Origin of the sequence: Francisella sciaenopsi (genome assembly GCF_045862875.1) — a bacterium.
GTDB classification, from domain to species: Bacteria; Pseudomonadota; Gammaproteobacteria; order Francisellales; family Francisellaceae; genus Francisella; species Francisella sciaenopsi.
Map to the genome: position 1 here is coordinate 139,362 of NZ_BTHG01000007.1, position 20,260 is coordinate 159,621.

Genomic DNA, 20,260 nt, shown 5'->3' on the forward strand with positions numbered 1-20,260 from the left:
AGTAGCTACTAATACTATTGAGTATTGAGTCAAAAGTGTATATTTAGAACTACCCTCAGAAGGTAATAGATGCAAAATTAGTTGATAATGATAAGTATCTGTATCTTATAACAGCTAGTCATACGAATCAAAGTGGTAAGCTTTTTATCTACGAGATTAATCCTGTAGGTACATTAAAGAAAATTTCAATAGTACTTTAAGCTTTAAGCCTGAAATGGTTAAGATTGATGATAATAGCTCATTTGTATCTAAATCTTTTATGGGATTTGGTAATAAAGATAATGTCAATATTTTCCAAATCTAAATCTATTAAAGCTAATCTATATATCTTTATCATGTTGTAGATCTCAAAGGTTTTCAATTTTAAGCTATAAAGATTAGCTGAAATTTAATATATTGTTTATGTAAAAGTAAGTTTTTTATATACAAAAATAAGTATTTATTATACTATGAATTTGTTAGATTATTTTATTTGGAGGTCTTTCATATATGTCTAATGATAATATTTTTTCAGGCTATGCTCCTTATTCGGGAGTGTATGATGAAATTTTTTCTGATGAAGGTCATGTACGTAGTGATGTTTCTCAGGCAATCAAAACCATAGATGAGTTAAGTGTAGAATCTTTATATGAAAAGCAGAAATTTGTTGATGCTTCTTTTTTGAAGAATGGAATTACATTTACTGTTTATAGTGATAGTCAAGGCACAGAAAAAATTTTCCCTTTTGATTTAATTCCAAGAATAATTTCAGAAAAGGAATGGCAAGAACTTGAAAAGGGGTTGAAACAACGACTTAAAGCACTGAATGCTTTTTTAAACGATATATATGATGAGCAAAAAATACTAGAAGATGGTGTAATACCAAGAGAGCTTGTAGAATCATCTGAGGAGTATTTACCTGAGATGAGAGGTGTAAAGCCTCCATATGGTGTATATTGCCATATTGCAGGACTTGATCTTATCAAAGATGAAAGTGGTTTTATGGTTCTAGAAGATAATGTAAGGACTCCATCAGGTGTTTCTTATGTGTTGGAGAATCGTAATTCTCTAATGAAAGTACTTCCTGAAGCATTTGCAAATGCTAATATCAAAAAGGTGGTAGATTATCCAACTGAATTGAGAAAAGCATTTTCAAGCATCTCTCCAGTAGTGGATGGAAAAAAAGGCTTAACTGTAGTTTTAACACCAGGACAATATAATTCAGCATATTTTGAGCATAGTTATTTGGCGCGTAAGATGGGATGTGAACTAGTTCAAGGTTCTGATCTTTTTGTACATAATAATTATGTATATCTCAAAACAACTAAAGGTCCTAGACTTGTAACAGTTGTTTATAGAAGAATAGATGATAAGTTTTTAGATCCAGAGTTCTTTAATCCAGAAAGTATGTTAGGTGTGCCAGGTATAATAGAAGCTTACAAGGCTGGTAATGTAGTTCTAGCAAATGCTGTAGGTAATGGTATAGCTGATGATAAAGCGATATATCCTTATGTTCATAAGATGATCGAATATTATCTCAAAGAGAAGCCAATATTAGCTCAAGTAAAAACATATTTCTGTAGTGAGGAAGATGATAGAAATTATGTTTTGAGTAATCTTGATAAATTAGTTGTTAAAGAAGCTAATGGCTCTGGTGGTTATGGAATGTTGATTGGACCTCAGGCTAATGCAGAAGAGTTACAAGAGTTTGCAACTAAGATAAAAGAAAAGCCTAGAGCATACATTGCTCAGCCACTAGTAGAGTTATCCACAAGTCCAACATTTATAGATGGTAAAGTATTACCAAGAAGAGTTGATTTAAGAGCATTTTTAGTTACTGGTAAAGATACATGGATATTGCCTGGTGGGCTCGCAAGAGTGGCTCTTAAAGAGGGGTCGTATGTTGTGAATTCTAGTCAAGGTGGTGGTTCAAAAGATACTTGGGTTTTAGGGAGAGATAAAAAATGATGATATCTCGTACAGCAGAAAATTGTTTTTGGTTAAGTAGAAATATTGAAAGAGTTCAAATGCTAACTAATGCTATAGATGTAGCATACAATGTAGAACTTGAAATATATGGTGATGCTGAAGATATTTGGTATCCTTTAGTAGTAGTAGCGGGTGGAAAAGAAGCTTTTATTAAAAAGTACGGCTATAGTGCAAAATCTAATGCTAGAAAAATACAAGAGTTTCTAATTTGGGATAAAGAAAATCTATCCTCAATATATTCATCACTATCTTTTGCACGTGAAAATGCTCGGATAATTAGAGATCTTATATCTGCAGATATGTGGGAAGAAATTAATGAGTTATGGTTATGGATTAATTCAGCTGAAACTCATAGGTTTTCTGTAGTGAATTTGGATGGATTCTGTAAGAAAATTATTAAGTTTTGTTTCTTATGGATAGGTTTTTATCACAATTTCATCTTAAGAAATGATACTTATAATTTTATGAAGTTAGGTATGCTTATTGAGAGAGTTGATTTTACATTAAGGCTGGGAGATATCCATCATCATAGACATATAAGTCTTGCATCAAAGAATGAAACTACAGATGAATCACAATATTGGCAAGAAATGTTGTTAAATACAATGTCTAAAGATGCTTTTATGCGCAAAGCAGATTTGGATGTTAATAGGAAAGATGTAGCAGAGTTTTTGATAAAATCAGATGATTATCCTAGAACTGTTACATTTTGTTTAAATGATTGTCTTGCAGTGTTAAAAAGGATGTCATATCACTCAACAGGAGTTGGTATGCAGTCTAGAACAAAAGTAGAGGAAATTATAAAATACTTTGAAAGTAATTCTACAGAATCATTGCTAGAAAAAAATCATGATTTTATTACTTATCTGATAGAATCAATGGCAGAACTTACAACTATTATTTCAAAAGAATTCTTTATATCTGATGTTGATTTCTACATAGCAATGTTAGAAGGGTAGAAATAAAAAGGAAAAATATTTAATGTTTAGTAATATCTTGGCTATATCTTCAGATTGTCCAATATCTCCACGAATTAACTTTTTAGCAGATGATACCGCAACTCTACAAGAGTTTATGTGGGGTATAGGATGGTATCATGATAATCATAATGCTGTATCAATTATGAAAGATAATCATGTTGAAAATCTAGAGGCATTACGCGCTTTATTCGATGGCAATCCAAATTTTTGTTCAAGTACTTTCATTGGACATATTTATAGTCATAGTTTATTTGATAAAACTAATTTAAATCTTCAGCCATTTATGAAGCCTCATGCGGGCAAAGAATGGACTATAGTCCATAATGGTGATTTAAATAGAATGTATCAAAATACATTGACCTTAACTTTCTCTGACTATGAGCCTGTTGGTAAAACTGATTCAGAATACATATTATGTTGGATTCTCTCTCAATTAAGAAAAAAAAATATCAGAGAGTTAAATGATGATAATTTGTTTTATTTATATGATCTACTTAAACAAATAAATCAGGTTGGACAAGTGAACTTAGTTCTCTCTAATGGAGATGTAACAATAGTTTATCAAGATAAGGATGATTTTAATCCGATTTATTATAAAAAGTTCTTTCCTCCATCAAATAGTAATAATCTTGATATCGGTTATGTAAATGTAGCCACAGGATTATATGAGGATGAGCTTAGAACTTATACAATATTCTCTAATAATACTAATGTAGATAATACATGGAGAAAATTATTGCCAGCTCAGATGGTGGCTGTTTCTCATGGACGAGTTATATGGAATAGCGATAAGAATAGTAGTAATTATGGTGGTCATACCTATCAGCCCGATCTGCTAAATGTTCCAACAGAAATTAAAACATTTAAGAGTTCAGAAAGAATTTTAGATATAATTCATACTACAAAATATACTTATGAAATTCCAGTTAATCTAAGTAAACATAACATTCGGATGAGGCCGATTGTAGATACAAAGCAGCGTATACTTAATTATGATCTTAATATATCTGTTGCGTGTGAAAAAGAGGAGTATACAGATGTTTTCGGTAATGATGTTGTTTTTCTGAAGACTAAAGAGTCTTATAAAGAGTTTACTATAGAAATGAAAACTAAAGTGGCTGTAAGTACTGATCATAGTGTACGTAAGAGATCAATAAACTCACGGACAACTATGCCAATTTCTTGGATGCCATGGCAAAGACAAATGATGACACCATATCTATTATCTGTAGAGTTACCACAGACTCAGCTTGAGGAGCTGATGGATTATGCGGTATCTTTTGTCAAAAGAAATGACAGTGATATTATGGCGGTGCTCGATGATATCAATAAAACGATCTATTACGAATATAAATACGCCTCAGGCTCTACTAATTTTGCTACAACCGCTTATGATGTTTATATTACTAGACAGGGTGTTTGTCAAGATTTCTCAAATTTATTTATTTGCTTAGCAAGGCTTTTGGGTGTGCCTGCTCGTTATCGCTCAGGCTATATATTTAATGGCGGTCACTATAGCAATACTGAAATGAGTGATGCAACTCATGCTTGGGTTGAAGTATATATACCTTGGGTTGGCTGGATAGGATATGATCCTACAAATGGTTGTGAAGTTAATAGTGATCACGTGCGTATTGCTTGTGGCAGAACATATATTGATGCTACACCAACAGCCGGAACAATTTATCGTGGAGGTGGTACAGAGTCTTTATCCATAAATGTTAAAGTCTTTGATGTTACTGGGATATTATAGTTTTATCTAAAAAAGATTCTTGTGATAAATATTAAAATCACATTCTACAGCTAATAAATGGTATGTATTTGGGAATAAGCTTTTAAATGGCTCGATAGAGTGATGTTTATATCCACATTTTGTGTACCATTTTTTAAGGATTTCTTTGCTCGGATTAATGTAATGCTTAGGCGTGAGTAACTCAAGCTGCATTATCCTAAAGCCATTATTCTTTGCCCAATCTTCTGCGGTATTGACAAGCTTAGTACCAATGCCAAGACCTCTATAGTTAAAATTAGTTGCAAGCATCCCAAATTCAGCAACATCTTTTGAGAGTCTCGCAACTTTTACAGAACCAACAATTTCATTATTATTTGTTGCGATAATTATCTGATTTTGATTAATTAAAGTCTGCAGCTCATCAAAAGTTACTCTTTTAGCTGAATTTATCCATAAATCTCCTTCAGCAGTTTTGTAAGCATCGTTGATAATTTTTACAAGATCATTAATCTCTTTCGTAGTTATATTGTTTATGTTTGCAAAGCTAATTAGTATTTTGCTCATGATTCTTTCTGTATCACTAAATCATTTATGATATTTATAAAATATTTTACTCCATATAGCATTGCCTCATTACTGAGGTCAAAAGTTGGTTCATGTACCATAGATGTAAAACCTTTTGCTTCATTTTTTACTCCTAAAAGAGCGTAACAAGCAGGAACTTTTTTAGCAAAATAAGAGAAGTCTTCTGATGCCATCCATGGATGATTAGCTCTTATAACATTATCTTCACCAAATACATGTTTCGCACTAGCTATGCACTTAGTAGCAACTTTTTCATTATTTCTAGTTTCAGGATAGCCATGAATGTAGTTAATTTCTGCCTTACCTTTGTACGTGTCTGCAATCCCTTTAGCTATTTCATGTATACGTTTTTTTGCAATATTTTGACCAAAAGAACTTAAAAAACGAACAGCGCCTTTTAGTTTTGCTTGATCCGGAATTACATTAAATGCTGCCCCAGATTCTATTGCAGTTACAGAAACTACTATTGGGTCAAAGCTATCGGCATTTCTAGAAACAATTGTTTGAGCTTGATTGATAAATTGAGCAGCCATAATGATAGGGTCATTAGCCTTTATGGGAGTACTAGCATGTCCACCTTTACCGTGAAATATTATTTCGAATAGATCAACACCAGCCATAGCTACAGGAGTTGATATTTGTATACATCCCTCATTGATAATAGGATAAACATGAATACCATATATTTCATTTACATTATCTAAAGCACCGTCTTTAATCATTGCCGGAGCACCACCTGGCAAGATCTCTTCAGAAGGTTGAAATATAAACCGAATGTTTACATTTAGCATAGTTTTATTTTTAACAAGCTGTTGCGCAGTTACTAAAACCATAGCACAATGAGCATCATGGCCACACATATGTGCTTTACCCTCTATTTTTGACTTATATTGACAGCTATTTTGTTCATGAATTGGTAGAGCATCCATATCAGCTCGAAAAGCAATGGTTTTGCTTGCATTTGGAACAATTAAATCAGCAACTAATCCAGTTTTTCCAATTGATTTTTGAACCTTTAAACCTATTTTCTCTAGTTCTTTAGTTATATATTCAGCTGTATTATATACATCGAAACCAAGCTCTGGGTGCTGATGTATATGTTGACGAATTCTTTGAAGTTCTTCAATGGCATTATTCGATATATTAATCATCTTGTATTTTATTATATGTAGTTATAACTTAAATTATTACATAAACTTAAATATTTTTCATAGTCATGTATACTTGCAAATACTATTTAATAAAATCATGTAAATATTACAAGTTATGAATTTAGTGAAAAAAAATTTTTGTATAAGCGTATTATTAATATTTCTTGGTATTAATGCTCAAGCGAGTTTTGTTCGTACGAGCAAAGATAATCATAAGGCACAACCTGGATATATAAGCACAATAAATGAATCAAATGTTCAAGCTTTAGCTATATCCGAAGGAAAAAATTCTAGATTATATTCAATATATCGTGATGGTCCACAATATTGTATTAGTGCTATAAAATTGGGCTATTCGATAAATAATAGTGCTGTGTTTTCTAGCTGTTTTGATAGTGAAACAAATGTTGGAAGTAAAGTTATAAAAGCGCTCGCCTCTAAAAATGGTGATCGTTTATATTTATTCTCAAAGCATATTATTTCTGAATATAGTATGTCACCAATCTCAAACAAAGTTAATTCGCAAATATCAAGTGAGCATATAGCCCAAAATATTATAGCTGTTGAGATGTTTAAAAATAAAATTTATGTTCTCACACATGAGGAAGATAGCAATAAAGGTTCCTTAATTATATTTACCATAGGAAATGATGGTGTTTTAGATAAGACAGACTCTAGGTCTTTGAGCTATACTCCAACTGGATTTAAATTCTATGAAGATGCAGGCTTTGACTATGTTTATGTTAGATCTAAAGAGCAGATATATAAATATGATATTTTGAATGATGGCACAATTAATCGTTCTAGTAAGCTAGTGGATTATCCAGGTAATACAATTAAGGATTTTGGAATACTAAAAGATAGTGATAAAAAAACACTACGAATGGTGGTGGCTTTAAAAAATGGTGACTCTGGCCTTAGCCAAGGTGCTTTGAAACTATATATACTTAATGGTGTGGGAGTGAGATTAACATCAAGTGTTAATCTAGAGCTAGAGCCATATAAAATACAAGCATATGATGAGAAAGAAATGTTTATGGTAGCGTATGAGTATAGCTTTGACATTAGAGCAATTAATAGAAAAACGAATGCAATAGAAGATAAACTTGTTTTACAAAGAGGTTTTGAAGCTTCGCTTGTGGATATAGAATATAGTGATAAACTCACATCTGTAATGAGTGAGGCAGCAATACAAGTATTTGATGGCTTTGTATTATCTCAAGCATTATATCTAAAAGATAAGCCTCTTCAGTTTATATTTAGTCCAGATACTCATTTCATGGGAGTGGCTAATAAAGATAGTGTAGATGTCTATGAAATAGTTAGGTCTAATGAAAATTAAAATTTTTTATGAAACATATTAAAATAGATAAATAGTACAAACTAAGTGTTATAATGAAAATGTGATCAAACTCCATTTATTTGATTTTTTGAAGTTTCATCGCAAGTATGTTTAAAGTTAATCTTAAGGATGTTTACTATGAAAAAATTTATTTTTATTTTTGTATTTATTATTTTTTCTGCTTCAGTATATGCTGCAGATGAACAATTAACTAGTGGTGATTTAAATTGTTTACAGGAACAAAAACATCATGGGGAAATAAAAACATGTTTACCATCAAAAAAGCCAGATAATTGTTCAGAAGAAAACTATGAAAAACTAAAATCAAGTGTTCAGGAGTGTAGTTTTAAAGTTAGAGGTGCATTAAGATCAGCACTATAAAACAAATTCTTTATAAAACCTGTCTTTCTATTATAAATGTTAATAACGGTTGTATATTAGTTCTGTAAATGTAGAATTTATTAAAATCAAGATTTTTAGTTAATATTATCATGCAAGAATCATTGAAACTTAGTGAATTTCTTGAGCTTATAAAAAGTACTATAGAAATGAGCTTTGGATATGAAGGCTTTTGGGTAGTTGCAGAGTTATCTGAATGGCGTAGATCTGGTAAACATTACTATGGTGAGCTTATAGAGCATGATGGGGTTAGTAAATTTCCTATAGCTAAAATTAGATGTAATTGCTGGGCAAATAAAGTTGATTATATCTATAGTAAATTTAGTCAAGCTACTGGTGAAACTCTAAAAACAGATATGAAAGTCTTGTTTAAAGTTGCTGTAAATTATCATACTAGCTTTGGTCTTAGTCTAAATATAATAGATATAGATCCTGCTTTTACACTTGGTGCTAGGCAAGCTCGTAAAATTGAGATTCTACAAAATTTATCTAAAAAAGGCATTCTAGAGAAAAATAAAGTTCTTAATATGCCAAGTGATTTTACCAATGTTGCAGTAATCACAAGTATGACTGCTGCAGGTAAAGGAGATTTCTTCGAAGAGGCTGATAAATTACAAGATTTAAATCTATGTAACTTTGATACATATGAAGCAAAGATGCAAGGTGTAGAATGTGCGAAAAGTGTCTCAACAGCATTTACTAAAATATCAGCAATCGCTGATAAATATGATGCAATAGTATTAATCCGAGGAGGGGGCTCTCAAGCTGATCTTGACTGGTTTAATAATATACTACCAGCTGAAAGCATTTGTAATAGTAAAATTCCAGTGTTAGTTGGTATAGGACATGAGAGAGATATTACAGTTTTAGATGAGATATGTACAAAAAGATTTGATACACCATCTAAGGTTATAAATTATATAGCTAATACAATTGTTGATAATGCTTTAAACGCTAAATATAATTATGAATCGATAGTGCGAATCACTAAAAATCTAGCTAGACAAAATAAACATCAATTAGATAATCTGTATCATAACTTTAAAACACGTTTAGAACATTATCTCTATCAGATGAATCAAAGTGTGGATCATAACTATAAAGAATCAACTTCTATAGCTAGAGGAGTCTCTAAATTATATGCCAAATCTATGGATACTGTATATCAAAGTATATTACTAAGTTCAAAAAGCTTGATGAGAAGTTATGAAAATAATGTTTATAACTTATATAATCAATCAATTAATAAGGCTCAAAATATTTTAAAATATTATAATCAAACTAGTGAGTCTCTTTATAAACAAATATTATCAGTATCAATAGAGCCAACTCTTAAAAGAGGCTTTAGTTTGACAAAGACAACAGATGGCAAATATATAACAACTCAAAAACAAGCACAAGCATACTCAGATTTAGAGATAGTTTATGCCGATGGACATATACAAGTAGAGGTGAAAAAAAATGGCAACTCAAAGTAAAAAATTTGCAAAAAATTATCAAATATTAGAAGAAATTAATGAAAAACTTCAAGAGCAACAAGATAATCCTGCTCTGTTAGATGAGTTAGCACCAATGCTAGAACAAGCCTCAAAAAGTTATCAGTTATGTAAAGAAAGAATCGCGGCAGCTCAGAAGTTTATAGATGAATTTGAAGGTAATGACTAGAAAACCATTCCTGGCATTTGCCATATTCCAGCCGTTCTAAGAGTATCTTTAATTATTAGTATTTTTTCTTGTTGCTGTGCCGGTTTATCAATATCATAATTTGTTCTAGCAGTTATGTTAAACATTTTGATAGGTAGTTTAGCATTGTAAATTTCTTGCTCAAAAATAGAGTTTGCTCTACGGATATGAGAGTCAGAGCTTATTAGTAAAATATTTTTAACAGGTCTATTTATTTTTTTGATTATATTTATCGTATTGATAGCATTGGTGACGGTGCTAGTTGATTGATCCTCTTGTATTATACTTTGTGCAGAAACACTATGCTTAATTAACCATTGTTTCATTTGGTATGATTCCGTCACACCTTCATGAGCAACTCCACCTGATACTATAATTATCGCATTAGGATATTTCTTATATGCTGCTAGGGTTATTTTTAGTCTATCAACTAATATATTGCTCATGGAGCCGTCATCATTTAATGAGTATCCTAATGTAACTATTGCTAAAGAGTTTTGATCAATATCTTTTAACTGATCTAATTTTGAGTTTATGCCTAAGTTGAAGTTAGTTTTAGCAGTTTGTATCGCTTGTATAAAGTGAGGCATTTTTGACCATTTAGATTCTTTAAGAATAGCAATATTTTGATCAAAATTATTAGGGTTCCAAATCAGAGAATATGCAGTTAAGAATATCTGTAATATCGGATTATTATAAGATTTTATCGTACCAAGAGAGCTTAATGTTTTTCTAGCATCATTTACTGAATTATTAGATATTTCTAAAGATGCTAATGCAAGGATAAGCTGTGTATTGATATAACTATTAGGCTTAGACTCTTTAAGAGCATCCTTTAAAGAGTTGATTGAGCCTTGTAAGTCACCTCTTTGGGTAATTGAACCGTCATTTTTATCATCAGTCGAAACACTCAAATCATACTGGATATTTGCTATTGCAGTTTGTTGGTTATTGAGGATATCAAGATTGAAATTATTTGATCGACCTGCAAATGTTAAAATAGGTAAAGCTATAATTAGTAAACTTAAGACAAATTTTTTTGAGATTTTCATATCTATGTTTTTGTTAACGAATATTACAAGATAATATAAAAAAATTACTATAAATTAAATCTCTTTATAAGATTTAAAAAATCATTCCTGGCATTTGCCATATACCAGCAGCTCTAAGAGTATCTTTGATAATCATTACTTTTTCATAATCTGTAAGAGGATACATTATATTGTATCCTTTAGTCTCAGAAGCTAAGTTATGAATTTTTATATCAATCATATTATTATCAAAAGCTTCTTGTTTAAATATTGCATTAGCTCTTCTAATATCGGCTGTTGAAGTAACTAAAATGATATCAGTAGGTTTAGGGTTCATATTTTTTATTGTCATAAAAGTATTAACACCTTGCCATACCATGTTAAATGATTGATCTTCTAATATGATTTTGTTCAAAGGCACACTACTATTAATTAGCCATTGTCTCATTTGATATGATTCAGTTTTGCCAGCTGTTACTCGACCACCACTTACTATAATAGTTGCATCTGGGAATCTAAAATAAGCTTCTAATCCTTTATAAAGTCTTTTGATTAAATATTCATTCATACTAGCATTAGAATTTAATGGAGATCCTAAAATTACAATTACGGGTATAGAGCCTCGCTCGAGTTGTATTTGATTAGCACTAGTGTTTATATGTAAGTTAAAACTTCTTTTGATAATATCAAAAGCATTCACATATACGGGCATATCAGACCATTTGGATGTTTCTAATTTCGCAAATGCTTTCCTAAAGTTACTAAAATCAAAAATATATGAGTATGCTGAATCATATATTTGTACAATAGGATTGTCAGGGAAGTTCTCTACAAGCATATCTAAAGTTTCGCCAGCCTGATTATACTCTTTTGTTTCTATTTGAAGAGAAAATAATGATAGTCCCAATTGTAAAAGTTCCTTACTATCTGGATCAGTTTGCTTCATTGCTAATTCAAGAGCATCTATAGCATTATGTAAATATGTATCTGCGGATTGTTGGTGAAAAACACTATATTGAACATTTTCAATAGCTTTCTGTTTTAGACTAATACTTGCTATGCTTGTGGGAGTAATCTTATCACCAAAACTTAAACTTAATGTGCTTAATATGACAAATATAATAATTGTAAATTTTATATTTATGTATTTCATTTTTATAAAAAATAAAAAGTTTTTATAAGGTAATAATATAAGAGTATCTTTGCAAATTAAATTATTATTCATCATAATAGTTAAAAATAAATTTAAAATTGATGAAATGCAAAAAATAGTATCCCCAAAAAATATAATATTTGCAGGTTTTGCAACAACAGTAGAGTATTTTGATTTTGCTCTATTTACTTATGTAACTATTTATATATCTGCGACATTTTTTCCAGATAATAACTCTTCAGTTGCTATATTAAAAACATTTGGATTGTTTGCTGCTGGATACTTAATGAGGCCCTTGGGTGGGATTTTCTTTGGAAATCTTGGCGACAAAAAAGGGCGCAAACATGTATTGATATTTACTGTGGCACTAATGTTTATATCTACAGCTATGATAGCATTTACTCCTAGCTATGGTAGCTTGGGAATAGCTTCAGTAATAATTATACTCCTAGCTAGAATGATTCAAGGATTCTCAATAGGTGGTGAATATAACGGTGTACTTGCAGTACTAAGTGAAGGCGCTCCTGATAGTAAGCGTGGTTTGATTACTGCTTTTGGTACGTTTTTCTCAGGTTTAGGTGTTTTTTTAGGCACGTTTATAGTGTATATCTTAACAAGTTTTTTAAATTCTGATCAGATGCATGCTTATGGTTGGAGAGTTTGCTTTATTATTGGAGCGATACTTGCTGTTATCGTTTTGATACTTCAGTTTGCATCAGATGAGTCTCCTGAGTATCTTAAATCAAAAGAAGATGGGATGTTAGATGATACTCCTGTAGTATCTGCAGTTAAAGAATATCCGTATCAAATCTTTATTGTATTTGCTTTAGCTGGATATTTGGGAATTGTATATTATATGGTTTCTGGATTTATACCAACATTTCTAAAAAGTGATTTAGGTTATTCTGTACATACAGCTATGTTGATGTCTATGGTTGCAGCATTTTTCTACTTTGCAACAGCGCCAATATGGGGTGGCTTATCTGATAAGGTTGGTAGAAAAAAAGTATTGTTAATATCTTGTATTGGGATTGGAGTTTTAATAACACCAGCATTTTATATTATGACTAATACAGATTCACAAATTGTTATAACATTAGTTATGACTGTGATAATGTTGTTAATATCGGCAGCTACAGCGACATTTGTAGTCACAATCAATGAGCTATTTCCAACACATCTAAGATTTAGTGGTGTAGCAACTGGGTATAATATAAGTAATGCTTTATTAGGAGGAACTGTACCAATGGTATCAGCAGCATTAGTTATGTATTTTGGTAATGTTGCTCCTAGTTTTTATGCTTTAATAGCTTCTGTGGTTATAGTTATTATCATAGCAACAATGCCTGAGACTAAAGGTATTGAGTTAGAAGAATAAAGTTTTAGTTCTATAATATTTTTTCTCTATAAATAAATATATTAATTTAGACAATATTTTTATTTGTATTTATTGTTATCATGTACTAATATGTTAATACATTAATAAACTAGTTTATTCTATTTCACCTAATGTCTGAAATAAAAAATAATGAAGAAAATCTTCAAAACTTATATGAAGTTTTCAAAAGCTTTGAGTCTGCTGAAGAAGCTAAGCTTTTTTTGGAAGATTTATGCACTCCTGTAGACTTAATGGCTATGGCTGCACGTTGGAGAGTAGTCAAAGAGCTAAAAAAAGACAAACCTTATAGGCAGATACATGCTGAAACAGGAGTTAGTTTAACTACTATTAGTAGAGTCGCAAGATGCCTTAGTTATGGAACTAATGGTTACAATATCATCTATAATAAAATCAATAAAGAGAGCTAAAATGAGAGAAAGATTAAGAGTCGCTGTACAAAAAAAAGGCAGACTATATGACAATTCTATGGAATTATTCAACAAAATAGGTATTAAGGTTGAGTTTTCAAGTAAGAGTAACTTATTATGTCATTCAATAAATGCTCCAATTGATTTTCTTTTTGTGAGAGATGATGATATTCCAACTTTAGTTAATGGTAATGTTTGTGATTTTGGAATAGTCGGCGAAAATGTTTTAGAAGAGTATTTATTAAGTATCAAAAATACCACTAAGAAGAATGACATTATTAAAACTAAGAAATTAGGATTTGGTTATTGCAGATTATCTATAGCAGTTCCTAATGATGCTAGCGATGATATTGGGACACTTAAAAATACTCGTATTGCGACATCATATCCTCATCTAGTACAGAAGTTTTCAGATGAGAATAATTTAAATCTAGATCCATTATCTATTTCTGGATCAGTTGAGATAGCTCCGAACCTGCAGATGTCGAGCTCAATATGTGACTTGGTTTCTACAGGTCGAACATTAGAAGAGAATAATCTTAAAGAAATTCATACTATCATGAAAAGCCAAGCTATTTTAATTCGCTCAAATGAGAGTTTTGGAGCAGAGCTTGAAGAGTATTATCAGTTATTACTTAGAAGGATTGAAGGTGTCAAACATGCTCAAGAGCGTAAGTATATTATGTTCCATATAGATAAAAATGCTGTTGATACAATTACCCATATTTTACCAGGACATGAAGGTCAAACTATTATGCCGATATATGGTGATACTAAAGTTGCGATACATTTAGTTACCAAAGAAGGTGTTTTCTGGGGAACTTTAGAAAAGCTAAAAGCAGCTGGTGCTAGTTCTATATTAGTTTTACCAATTGAGAAGATGTTGGAGTAAGTAGCAACAATGATTAAAATATATAATTGGCAAGAGCTTAGCACCACTCAGCAAGTAGAGCTTCTGTCTCGCCCAGTTTCTGCTAATAAAGCTAGCTTAGTTGCAGGTGTTAGAGATATTTTAAATGAAGTTAAGCAGAACGGTGATAAAGCACTTTTTGAATTTACTTCTAAGTTTGATAGTGTTGATTTAGATAATATTGAAGTCTCAGCAGATGAGATTAAAGAAGCTTACTCACTAGCCTCACAAGATGATATTAATTTAATCAAAAATTCGATAGCGCGTATATCTAACTATCATCAAGTAATGAAGCCAAAAACTACTGTTTGTGATACTAATGATGGTGTGGTTTGTAAAAAAGTTTATAAACCTATCGAAAAGGTTGGCTTATATGTACCTGGTGGTTCAGCTCCTTTAGTTTCTACACTAATAATGCTAGCAGCTCCAGCACAAATTGCAGGTTGTAAAGAAACTTATGTGGCTACACCTTGTGATAAAAATGGTAATGTTCATCCATTAATTTTAATATCAGCTGATATTTGTAAGGTTTCAAAGATTTATAAGCTAGGAGGAGCTCAAGCTATAGCTGCTCTAGCTTATGGTACAGAAACTGTATCTAAAGTTAATAAAATTTATGGTCCTGGAAATTCTTGGGTTACAGAGGCAAAACAACAAGTATCTAATGATAGCCAAGGTGCAGCAATAGATTTGCCTGCTGGACCTTCAGAGGTTTTAGTAGTTGCTGATGAGAGCGCAGATCCTAGATTTGTTGCTGCAGATTTGTTAGCTCAAGCTGAGCATGGCATAGATTCACAAGCTTTATTAATCACAACTAGTCAAATTCTAGCTGATAAGGTTAGAGATGAAGTTTTTAAGCAAACTAGTATAGCCCAAAGAAAAGCTATTATTGAGAAATCTTTAGAAAATAGTGCAATTATTGTTGTAGATACACTTAGCCACGCAATTAATATAGCTAATGAATATGCTTCTGAGCACCTTATTTTAAATATTGAAAATGCTGATAATTATATAGATAGTATCGAAAATGCAGGGGCTGTATTCGTAGGTCCTTGGGCGGCTGAAGCATTAGGTGATTACATTACAGGATCTAATCATGTACTACCTACTTATGGATACGCAAAAGCTTATAGCGGTTTAGCAACTATAGATTTTATGAAAGCGATAAGTATTCAAAATGTATCAAAACAAGGTATAAAAAACATAGGACAAACAGCGATGAGATTAGCTGATATAGAAGGTCTCAAAGCTCATGAAAATGCAATAGCTATTCGTTTGGAGAGTTTATAACATTATGCAAAATCAAACTACAGAAAGTCTTATTCGTAAAGATTTACAAAAATTTAGTGCATACTCATCTGCACGTTCTTTAAAAGTAGATGGAGATATCTGGTTAAATGCTAATGAATCACCATATAATGATGAATATTTATATAATCGCTATCCTGAGCCACAACCAAGGAAATTAGTGGAGAAGCTAGCAAATATATATAATGTTGATGCAAGCAATCTATTAGTTACTAGAGGTAGTGATGAGGGGATTGATCTGTTATTTAGATTATATTGTGAGTATCAAAAAGATTCTGTTTTTGCAGTTGAGCCGACTTTTGGGATGTATAAAATAGCTGCTCAATTACAGGGTGTTGATTATAAGACTCTTAAGCTAAAAGAAGAAAATAACTTTGAGATTAATATTACAGAGCTTTTAGTAAATATTCCTGATAACTGCAAGTTATTATTTCTATGTACTCCTAATAATCCTACGGGTAAATCTATACCATTAGCTGATATAGAGCAAATTTTAAGTGAATTAGCTGGCAAGTGTGTAGTTGTAGTTGATGAGGCATATATTGAATTTAGTAATGAAAAATCTGTTTCTTGCATTATTAATAAATATGAAAATTTAGTTGTGCTAAGAACCTTGTCAAAATCTTTTGGTATGGCAGGTCTTAGGCTAGGGACGGTAATTACTAATTCAGATAGAATAGTTTGGTTGAGAAAAATATTAGCACCATATCCAATCCCAAAAACTACAGAAAATACTATATTAAAAATGCTTGATGATGAGAATTTGGCAAATATAGCTAGTCAAATTACTGAAGTAAAAGAGCAGAGAGAACATCTATATCAAGTATTATCACAAATGAAGATTGTTGATAAATTGTGGTCATCAGATGCTAATTTTATATTAGTTAGATTTAGAGAGAGTATCTTTAATAAACTTATATGTAATAAGATAGTAGTCCGTTCTATGGCTCATTTTTTCAATGATGAAAAAGTTCTAAGAATTAGCATTGGGACAGTATCTGAAAATAAAAGATTAATCGAAGTATTACAAAAATTAAGTAGCGAATATGAAACAAAATAAATATTTATTCATTGATAGAGATGGTACTTTAATAGTTGAGCCACCTATAGATAAGCAGGTTGATAGTATTGAGAAGCTTGAGTTTTTTGAGGGTGTTTTTGAAGCTATTATAAAGTTACAAAAAGCAGGCTTTAAACTTGTAATGGTATCAAATCAAGATGGCTTAGGCACAGAGTCTTTTCCACAAGAAGAGTTTGATGCTCCTCATGATCTGATGATGAAGATATTTAAATCTCAAGGGATAGAATTTGAGGATGTTTTAATATGTCCACATTTCGCTCATGAGAATTGTAACTGTCGTAAACCTAAAGTTGGTTTATTGATGGATTATTTAGTAGAGCAAAAGATCTCTCTAAAAGATAGCTATGTGATAGGAGATAGAGAAACGGATGTACAGTTGGCTCACAATATAAAAGTCAATCCTATTCAATTTGGTGTTGGAAATTATCAATCTTGGGATGATATTGCTACAGCGATATTAAATAAACCTAGAGTAGCTGAAATCAAGCGTGTAACTAATGAGACTGATATTATCGTAAAAGTTAATCTAGATGCTCCTGGAACTCGAGAAATCGATACAGGTCTTGGCTTCTTTGATCATATGCTTGATCAGATTGTAAAACATGCTGGTATAAGTGCTGTAATTCAGGCAAAAGGTGATCTTCACATTGATGATCATCATTGTGTTGAGGATGTTGCAATTACTCTTTCACAAGCAATAGCTCAAGCTCTTGGCGATAAATATGGTATTAATCGTTATGGATTTTTGCTACCAATGGATGAGGCTTTAGTTGAGATTGCTCTAGATTTAAGTGGCAGAAATTATTGCTCATTTGAAGCGAATTTTGATCGAGAGATGGTTGGGGATTTATCAGTAGAGTTGGTGAAGCATTTTTTTGTATCTTTTGCTGAAGGTCTAAAAGCAACACTACATATTAAAGTAACAGGTGAGAATACGCATCATATGATAGAAGCGTGTTTTAAAGGCTTAGGAAAAGTACTTAAACAAGCAATTGCCAAAAATGGTATAGATGAGATTCCTAGTTCAAAAGGAGTGTTATGATAGCGATAATAGATTGTTGTGGGAGTAATTTTGCTTCGATAAAATATGCCTTTGAGAAATTAGGGCAAGAAATAGTCCTAACACATGATGCTGAAGTTATCAAAAAATCAGACTGCGTAATTTTACCAGGTGTAGGACATGCTAAATCAGCAATGGCAAATCTAAAAAAATACAATTTAGATAAGCTTATTCCAAAGCTGACACAACCAGTATTAGGAATCTGTTTAGGAATGCAGATTATGTATAGTTTTTCTGAAGAAGGAAATACAGATTGTTTGAATATTTTTCCTGAAAAAGTAAAAGCTTTTAAGAAAACTCAAGGTTTTAGCATTCCACACATGGGTTGGAACAGCTTACAAAAGATAAATAAGGATCATTTTCTATTTAAAGATATTGCAGAAGATGATTATGTATATTTTGTGCATAGTTTTTATGCTGAGCTTAATCAATTTAGCATAGCTACTAATGACTATATAAATGATTTCACTGCGATGGTAAATAAAGATAATTTTTATGGAATACAATTTCATCCTGAGAAATCCGGTAGGGTTGGCATGAAGATTTTAGAGAATTTTATACAAGGAGCTTTGTAAATGAATATATTTCCAGCGATAGATCTAATAAATGGCAAATGTGTTCGTTTAGAAAAAGGTGATTTTAATAAAACTACTACTTATGAACTTGAGCCAAAAGATGTTGCAAAGTCATATCAACAAGCTGGTGCAGAGTTTATCCATGTCGTAGATTTAGATGGTGCTAAAAAAGGTCAAACTTGTCAATTTGAAACTATTCAGCAGATTAGAGAGAACTGTAATATGACGCTACAAGTTGGTGGTGGTGTCAAAGATTTTGAGACTATTGAGAAGCTTTTAGAAATCGGAGTTGATAGGGTAGTTGTTGGTAGTTTAGCTGTTAAGGATATAGCATTAACAAAGAAGTTTTTTGAGAAATATGGTGCTGAGAAGATAGTTTTAGCTTTAGATGTATTTATCAAAGAAGGAATACCTTATATAGCAACGCATGGTTGGCAAGAATCAAGCACAACAACTTTAGATGAGATATTACAAACTTATCTTGGTGATGGTCTTGAGTATGTCTTATGTACTGATATTTCTCGAGATGGTATGCTACAAGGTCCAAATTTTGAGCTATATAGAATCTATTCATCTATATATCCAGATATTCAATTTATGGCTTCTGGTGGAGTTGGTAGCTTAGAAGATTTAGAAATTCTAAAAGAGCAAAATACTTATGGTGTTATCATTGGTAAAGCTCTATATGAAAATAAATTTACACTACAAGAGGCTCTAAAATGTTAACAAAAAGAATAATTCCATGTCTTGATGTCAAAGATGGTGTAGTTGTCAAAGGTGTAAAGTTTAGAAACCATAGAATTATTGGCGATATTATTGAGCTGGCACAGAAATACTCAGATGCAGGAGCTGATGAGCTAGTATTTTATGATATTGGCGCAAGTCCTGATAATAAGCTACTTTCTATCAAGTGGATACAAGAGATAGCCAAAAAGATAAATATCCCATTTTGTGTAGCTGGTGGAATTAAATCTGTAGAGAATGCTCGAGCTATACTAAATGAAGGAGCTGATAAAATATCTGTCAACTCTGCAGCACTTGCTAGACCTGATTTGATAGATGAGTTAGTTTATGAGTTTGGTACACAGTGTGTAGTGGTTGGTGTAGATAGTAAATTTATTGATGGTGAATTTAAAGTTTGCCAATATACGGGTAGTGCTGATAAAACTGTACAGACATTATTAGATCCAGTTAGCTGGGCAAAAGAAGTAGAATCTCGTGGTGCTGGCGAGATAGTTCTTAATTGTATGAATCAAGATGGTGTTAAAGGTGGTTATGATCTAGAGCATCTCAGAGAAGTCCAATCAAATGTCTCAATACCTGTTATTGCTTCTGGTGGCGCTGGCCAGATTCAGCATTTTATCGATGTATTTAAGTACACAGATATAGATGGTGCTTTGGCAGCAAGTGTATTTCATGATGATATTATTGCTATACCTGAATTAAAACAAGAGCTTTTTAAAAACAATATACCTACAAGAATAGTAAAATAGGAT

Annotated in this window: 20 protein-coding genes; 16 read left to right on the forward strand and 4 right to left on the reverse strand. The window is 31.6% G+C overall.

The genetic code is table 11. The features are described from left to right. Positions 1–489: 489 nt before the first annotated feature. Genes ACKTR7_RS09065 through ACKTR7_RS09075 form a run of 3 tightly spaced genes read left to right on the forward strand, consistent with a single transcriptional unit; the run spans position 490 to position 4,701 of the window. On the forward strand, positions 490–1,947 hold the full coding sequence (locus tag ACKTR7_RS09065) for a circularly permuted type 2 ATP-grasp protein (RefSeq protein WP_407877993.1): 1,458 nt from the start codon (positions 490–492) through the stop codon (positions 1,945–1,947). Beyond that, positions 1,947–2,927 (forward strand): alpha-E domain-containing protein, encoded by a 981-nt coding sequence (locus tag ACKTR7_RS09070; protein WP_407878036.1) that lies wholly within the window; start codon positions 1,947–1,949, stop codon positions 2,925–2,927. The genes ACKTR7_RS09065 and ACKTR7_RS09070 overlap by 1 nt, the downstream gene beginning before the upstream one ends. A 22-nt stretch (positions 2,928–2,949) precedes the next feature. Next, positions 2,950–4,701 (forward strand): class II glutamine amidotransferase, encoded by a 1,752-nt coding sequence (locus ACKTR7_RS09075; protein ID WP_407877994.1) that lies wholly within the window; start codon positions 2,950–2,952, stop codon positions 4,699–4,701. Positions 4,702–4,707: 6 nt separating this feature from the next. Here ACKTR7_RS09075 and ACKTR7_RS09080 read toward each other — a convergent pair whose 3' ends face one another. Together ACKTR7_RS09080 and ACKTR7_RS09085 are read right to left on the reverse strand one after the other, a co-directional pair. Further along, positions 4,708–5,244 (reverse strand): GNAT family N-acetyltransferase, encoded by a 537-nt coding sequence (locus ACKTR7_RS09080; RefSeq protein ID WP_407877995.1) that lies wholly within the window; start codon positions 5,242–5,244, stop codon positions 4,708–4,710. Continuing rightward, on the reverse strand, positions 5,241–6,416 hold the full coding sequence (locus ACKTR7_RS09085; protein ID WP_407877996.1) for a M20 metallopeptidase family protein: 1,176 nt from the start codon (positions 6,414–6,416) through the stop codon (positions 5,241–5,243). The genes ACKTR7_RS09080 and ACKTR7_RS09085 overlap by 4 nt, the downstream gene beginning before the upstream one ends. A 115-nt stretch (positions 6,417–6,531) precedes the next feature. Here ACKTR7_RS09085 and ACKTR7_RS09090 point away from each other — a divergent pair, with 115 nt between their 5' ends. The 4 genes from ACKTR7_RS09090 to xseB all read left to right on the forward strand — a co-directional run bounded on the left by ACKTR7_RS09090 (position 6,532) and on the right by xseB (position 9,822). Then, positions 6,532–7,758: a hypothetical protein gene (locus ACKTR7_RS09090; protein ID WP_407877997.1), complete on the forward strand. Its 1,227-nt coding sequence runs from the start codon at positions 6,532–6,534 to the stop codon at positions 7,756–7,758. A 138-nt stretch (positions 7,759–7,896) separates the two neighbouring features. Beyond that, positions 7,897–8,139: a hypothetical protein gene (locus tag ACKTR7_RS09095; RefSeq protein WP_144402364.1), complete on the forward strand. Its 243-nt coding sequence runs from the start codon at positions 7,897–7,899 to the stop codon at positions 8,137–8,139. 110 nt (positions 8,140–8,249) lie between these two features. Next, positions 8,250–9,635: an exodeoxyribonuclease VII large subunit gene (xseA, locus tag ACKTR7_RS09100; RefSeq protein ID WP_407877998.1), complete on the forward strand. Its 1,386-nt coding sequence runs from the start codon at positions 8,250–8,252 to the stop codon at positions 9,633–9,635. Further along, positions 9,619–9,822 carry an exodeoxyribonuclease VII small subunit gene (xseB, locus tag ACKTR7_RS09105; RefSeq protein ID WP_004287964.1) on the forward strand — a complete coding sequence of 68 codons (204 nt, stop codon included), beginning with the start codon at positions 9,619–9,621 and terminating at the stop codon, positions 9,820–9,822. Before xseA ends, xseB begins: the two co-directional genes overlap by 17 nt. Here the strand turns inward: xseB and ACKTR7_RS09110 are convergent. Together ACKTR7_RS09110 and ACKTR7_RS09115 are read right to left on the reverse strand one after the other, a co-directional pair. Next, the gene (locus tag ACKTR7_RS09110) at positions 9,819–10,892 is read right to left on the reverse strand and encodes a YdcF family protein (protein WP_407877999.1); all 1,074 of its coding nucleotides are present in this window, start codon (positions 10,890–10,892) and stop codon (positions 9,819–9,821) included. The two genes, xseB and ACKTR7_RS09110, sit on opposite strands and share 4 nt — an antisense overlap. A 73-nt stretch (positions 10,893–10,965) precedes the next feature. Continuing rightward, positions 10,966–12,024 (reverse strand): ElyC/SanA/YdcF family protein, encoded by a 1,059-nt coding sequence (locus ACKTR7_RS09115; RefSeq protein WP_407878000.1) that lies wholly within the window; start codon positions 12,022–12,024, stop codon positions 10,966–10,968. Between the two features lie 106 nt (positions 12,025–12,130). Here ACKTR7_RS09115 and ACKTR7_RS09120 point away from each other — a divergent pair, with 106 nt between their 5' ends. From ACKTR7_RS09120 to hisF, 9 genes are all read left to right on the forward strand, one after another. Then, positions 12,131–13,402 (forward strand): MFS transporter, encoded by a 1,272-nt coding sequence (locus ACKTR7_RS09120; protein ID WP_407878001.1) that lies wholly within the window; start codon positions 12,131–12,133, stop codon positions 13,400–13,402. Between the two features lie 131 nt (positions 13,403–13,533). Continuing rightward, on the forward strand, positions 13,534–13,830 hold the full coding sequence (locus tag ACKTR7_RS09125) for a YerC/YecD family TrpR-related protein (RefSeq protein ID WP_407878002.1): 297 nt from the start codon (positions 13,534–13,536) through the stop codon (positions 13,828–13,830). A gap of 1 nt (position 13,831) precedes the next feature. Next, positions 13,832–14,722: an ATP phosphoribosyltransferase gene (gene hisG, locus ACKTR7_RS09130; protein WP_407878003.1), complete on the forward strand. Its 891-nt coding sequence runs from the start codon at positions 13,832–13,834 to the stop codon at positions 14,720–14,722. Positions 14,723–14,731: 9 nt separating this feature from the next. Further along, positions 14,732–16,030: a histidinol dehydrogenase gene (gene hisD / locus ACKTR7_RS09135; RefSeq protein WP_407878004.1), complete on the forward strand. Its 1,299-nt coding sequence runs from the start codon at positions 14,732–14,734 to the stop codon at positions 16,028–16,030. A gap of 4 nt (positions 16,031–16,034) precedes the next feature. Next, entirely contained in the window at positions 16,035–17,108 is a 1,074-nt protein-coding gene (gene hisC, locus ACKTR7_RS09140; protein WP_407878005.1) for a histidinol-phosphate transaminase, read from the forward strand. Further along, positions 17,095–18,171, forward strand: a complete 1,077-nt coding sequence (hisB, locus tag ACKTR7_RS09145) for a bifunctional histidinol-phosphatase/imidazoleglycerol-phosphate dehydratase HisB (RefSeq protein ID WP_407878006.1) — start codon at positions 17,095–17,097, stop codon at positions 18,169–18,171. The genes hisC and hisB overlap by 14 nt, the downstream gene beginning before the upstream one ends. Next, positions 18,168–18,764, forward strand: coding sequence for an imidazole glycerol phosphate synthase subunit HisH (gene hisH / locus ACKTR7_RS09150; protein ID WP_407878007.1), 597 nt, complete (start codon positions 18,168–18,170; stop codon positions 18,762–18,764). The genes hisB and hisH overlap by 4 nt, the downstream gene beginning before the upstream one ends. Continuing rightward, positions 18,765–19,490, forward strand: a complete 726-nt coding sequence (hisA, locus tag ACKTR7_RS09155; RefSeq protein WP_407878008.1) for a 1-(5-phosphoribosyl)-5-[(5-phosphoribosylamino)methylideneamino]imidazole-4-carboxamide isomerase — start codon at positions 18,765–18,767, stop codon at positions 19,488–19,490. Then, complete coding sequence (gene hisF, locus ACKTR7_RS09160) at positions 19,484–20,257, forward strand: imidazole glycerol phosphate synthase subunit HisF (protein ID WP_407878009.1); 774 nt, start codon at positions 19,484–19,486, stop codon at positions 20,255–20,257. The genes hisA and hisF overlap by 7 nt, the downstream gene beginning before the upstream one ends. Positions 20,258–20,260: the final 3 nt, after the last annotated feature.

What these genes read in the sequence shown, in the direction of transcription:
- ACKTR7_RS09065 (WP_407877993.1), top strand. Translation starts at nt 490, where the DNA reads ATGTCTAATGATAATATTTTTTCAGGCTATGCTCCTTATTCGGGAGTG.
- ACKTR7_RS09070 (WP_407878036.1), top strand. Translation starts at nt 1,947, where the DNA reads ATGATATCTCGTACAGCAGAAAATTGTTTTTGGTTAAGTAGAAATATT.
- ACKTR7_RS09075 (WP_407877994.1), top strand. Translation starts at nt 2,950, where the DNA reads ATGTTTAGTAATATCTTGGCTATATCTTCAGATTGTCCAATATCTCCA.
- ACKTR7_RS09080 (WP_407877995.1), bottom strand. Translation starts at nt 5,244, where the DNA reads ATGAGCAAAATACTAATTAGCTTTGCAAACATAAACAATATAACTACG.
- ACKTR7_RS09085 (WP_407877996.1), bottom strand. Translation starts at nt 6,416, where the DNA reads ATGATTAATATATCGAATAATGCCATTGAAGAACTTCAAAGAATTCGT.
- ACKTR7_RS09090 (WP_407877997.1), top strand. Translation starts at nt 6,532, where the DNA reads ATGAATTTAGTGAAAAAAAATTTTTGTATAAGCGTATTATTAATATTT.
- ACKTR7_RS09095 (WP_144402364.1), top strand. Translation starts at nt 7,897, where the DNA reads ATGAAAAAATTTATTTTTATTTTTGTATTTATTATTTTTTCTGCTTCA.
- xseA (WP_407877998.1), top strand. Translation starts at nt 8,250, where the DNA reads ATGCAAGAATCATTGAAACTTAGTGAATTTCTTGAGCTTATAAAAAGT.
- xseB (WP_004287964.1), top strand. Translation starts at nt 9,619, where the DNA reads ATGGCAACTCAAAGTAAAAAATTTGCAAAAAATTATCAAATATTAGAA.
- ACKTR7_RS09110 (WP_407877999.1), bottom strand. Translation starts at nt 10,892, where the DNA reads ATGAAAATCTCAAAAAAATTTGTCTTAAGTTTACTAATTATAGCTTTA.
- ACKTR7_RS09115 (WP_407878000.1), bottom strand. Translation starts at nt 12,024, where the DNA reads ATGAAATACATAAATATAAAATTTACAATTATTATATTTGTCATATTA.
- ACKTR7_RS09120 (WP_407878001.1), top strand. Translation starts at nt 12,131, where the DNA reads ATGCAAAAAATAGTATCCCCAAAAAATATAATATTTGCAGGTTTTGCA.
- ACKTR7_RS09125 (WP_407878002.1), top strand. Translation starts at nt 13,534, where the DNA reads ATGTCTGAAATAAAAAATAATGAAGAAAATCTTCAAAACTTATATGAA.
- hisG (WP_407878003.1), top strand. Translation starts at nt 13,832, where the DNA reads ATGAGAGAAAGATTAAGAGTCGCTGTACAAAAAAAAGGCAGACTATAT.
- hisD (WP_407878004.1), top strand. Translation starts at nt 14,732, where the DNA reads ATGATTAAAATATATAATTGGCAAGAGCTTAGCACCACTCAGCAAGTA.
- hisC (WP_407878005.1), top strand. Translation starts at nt 16,035, where the DNA reads ATGCAAAATCAAACTACAGAAAGTCTTATTCGTAAAGATTTACAAAAA.
- hisB (WP_407878006.1), top strand. Translation starts at nt 17,095, where the DNA reads ATGAAACAAAATAAATATTTATTCATTGATAGAGATGGTACTTTAATA.
- hisH (WP_407878007.1), top strand. Translation starts at nt 18,168, where the DNA reads ATGATAGCGATAATAGATTGTTGTGGGAGTAATTTTGCTTCGATAAAA.
- hisA (WP_407878008.1), top strand. Translation starts at nt 18,765, where the DNA reads ATGAATATATTTCCAGCGATAGATCTAATAAATGGCAAATGTGTTCGT.
- hisF (WP_407878009.1), top strand. Translation starts at nt 19,484, where the DNA reads ATGTTAACAAAAAGAATAATTCCATGTCTTGATGTCAAAGATGGTGTA.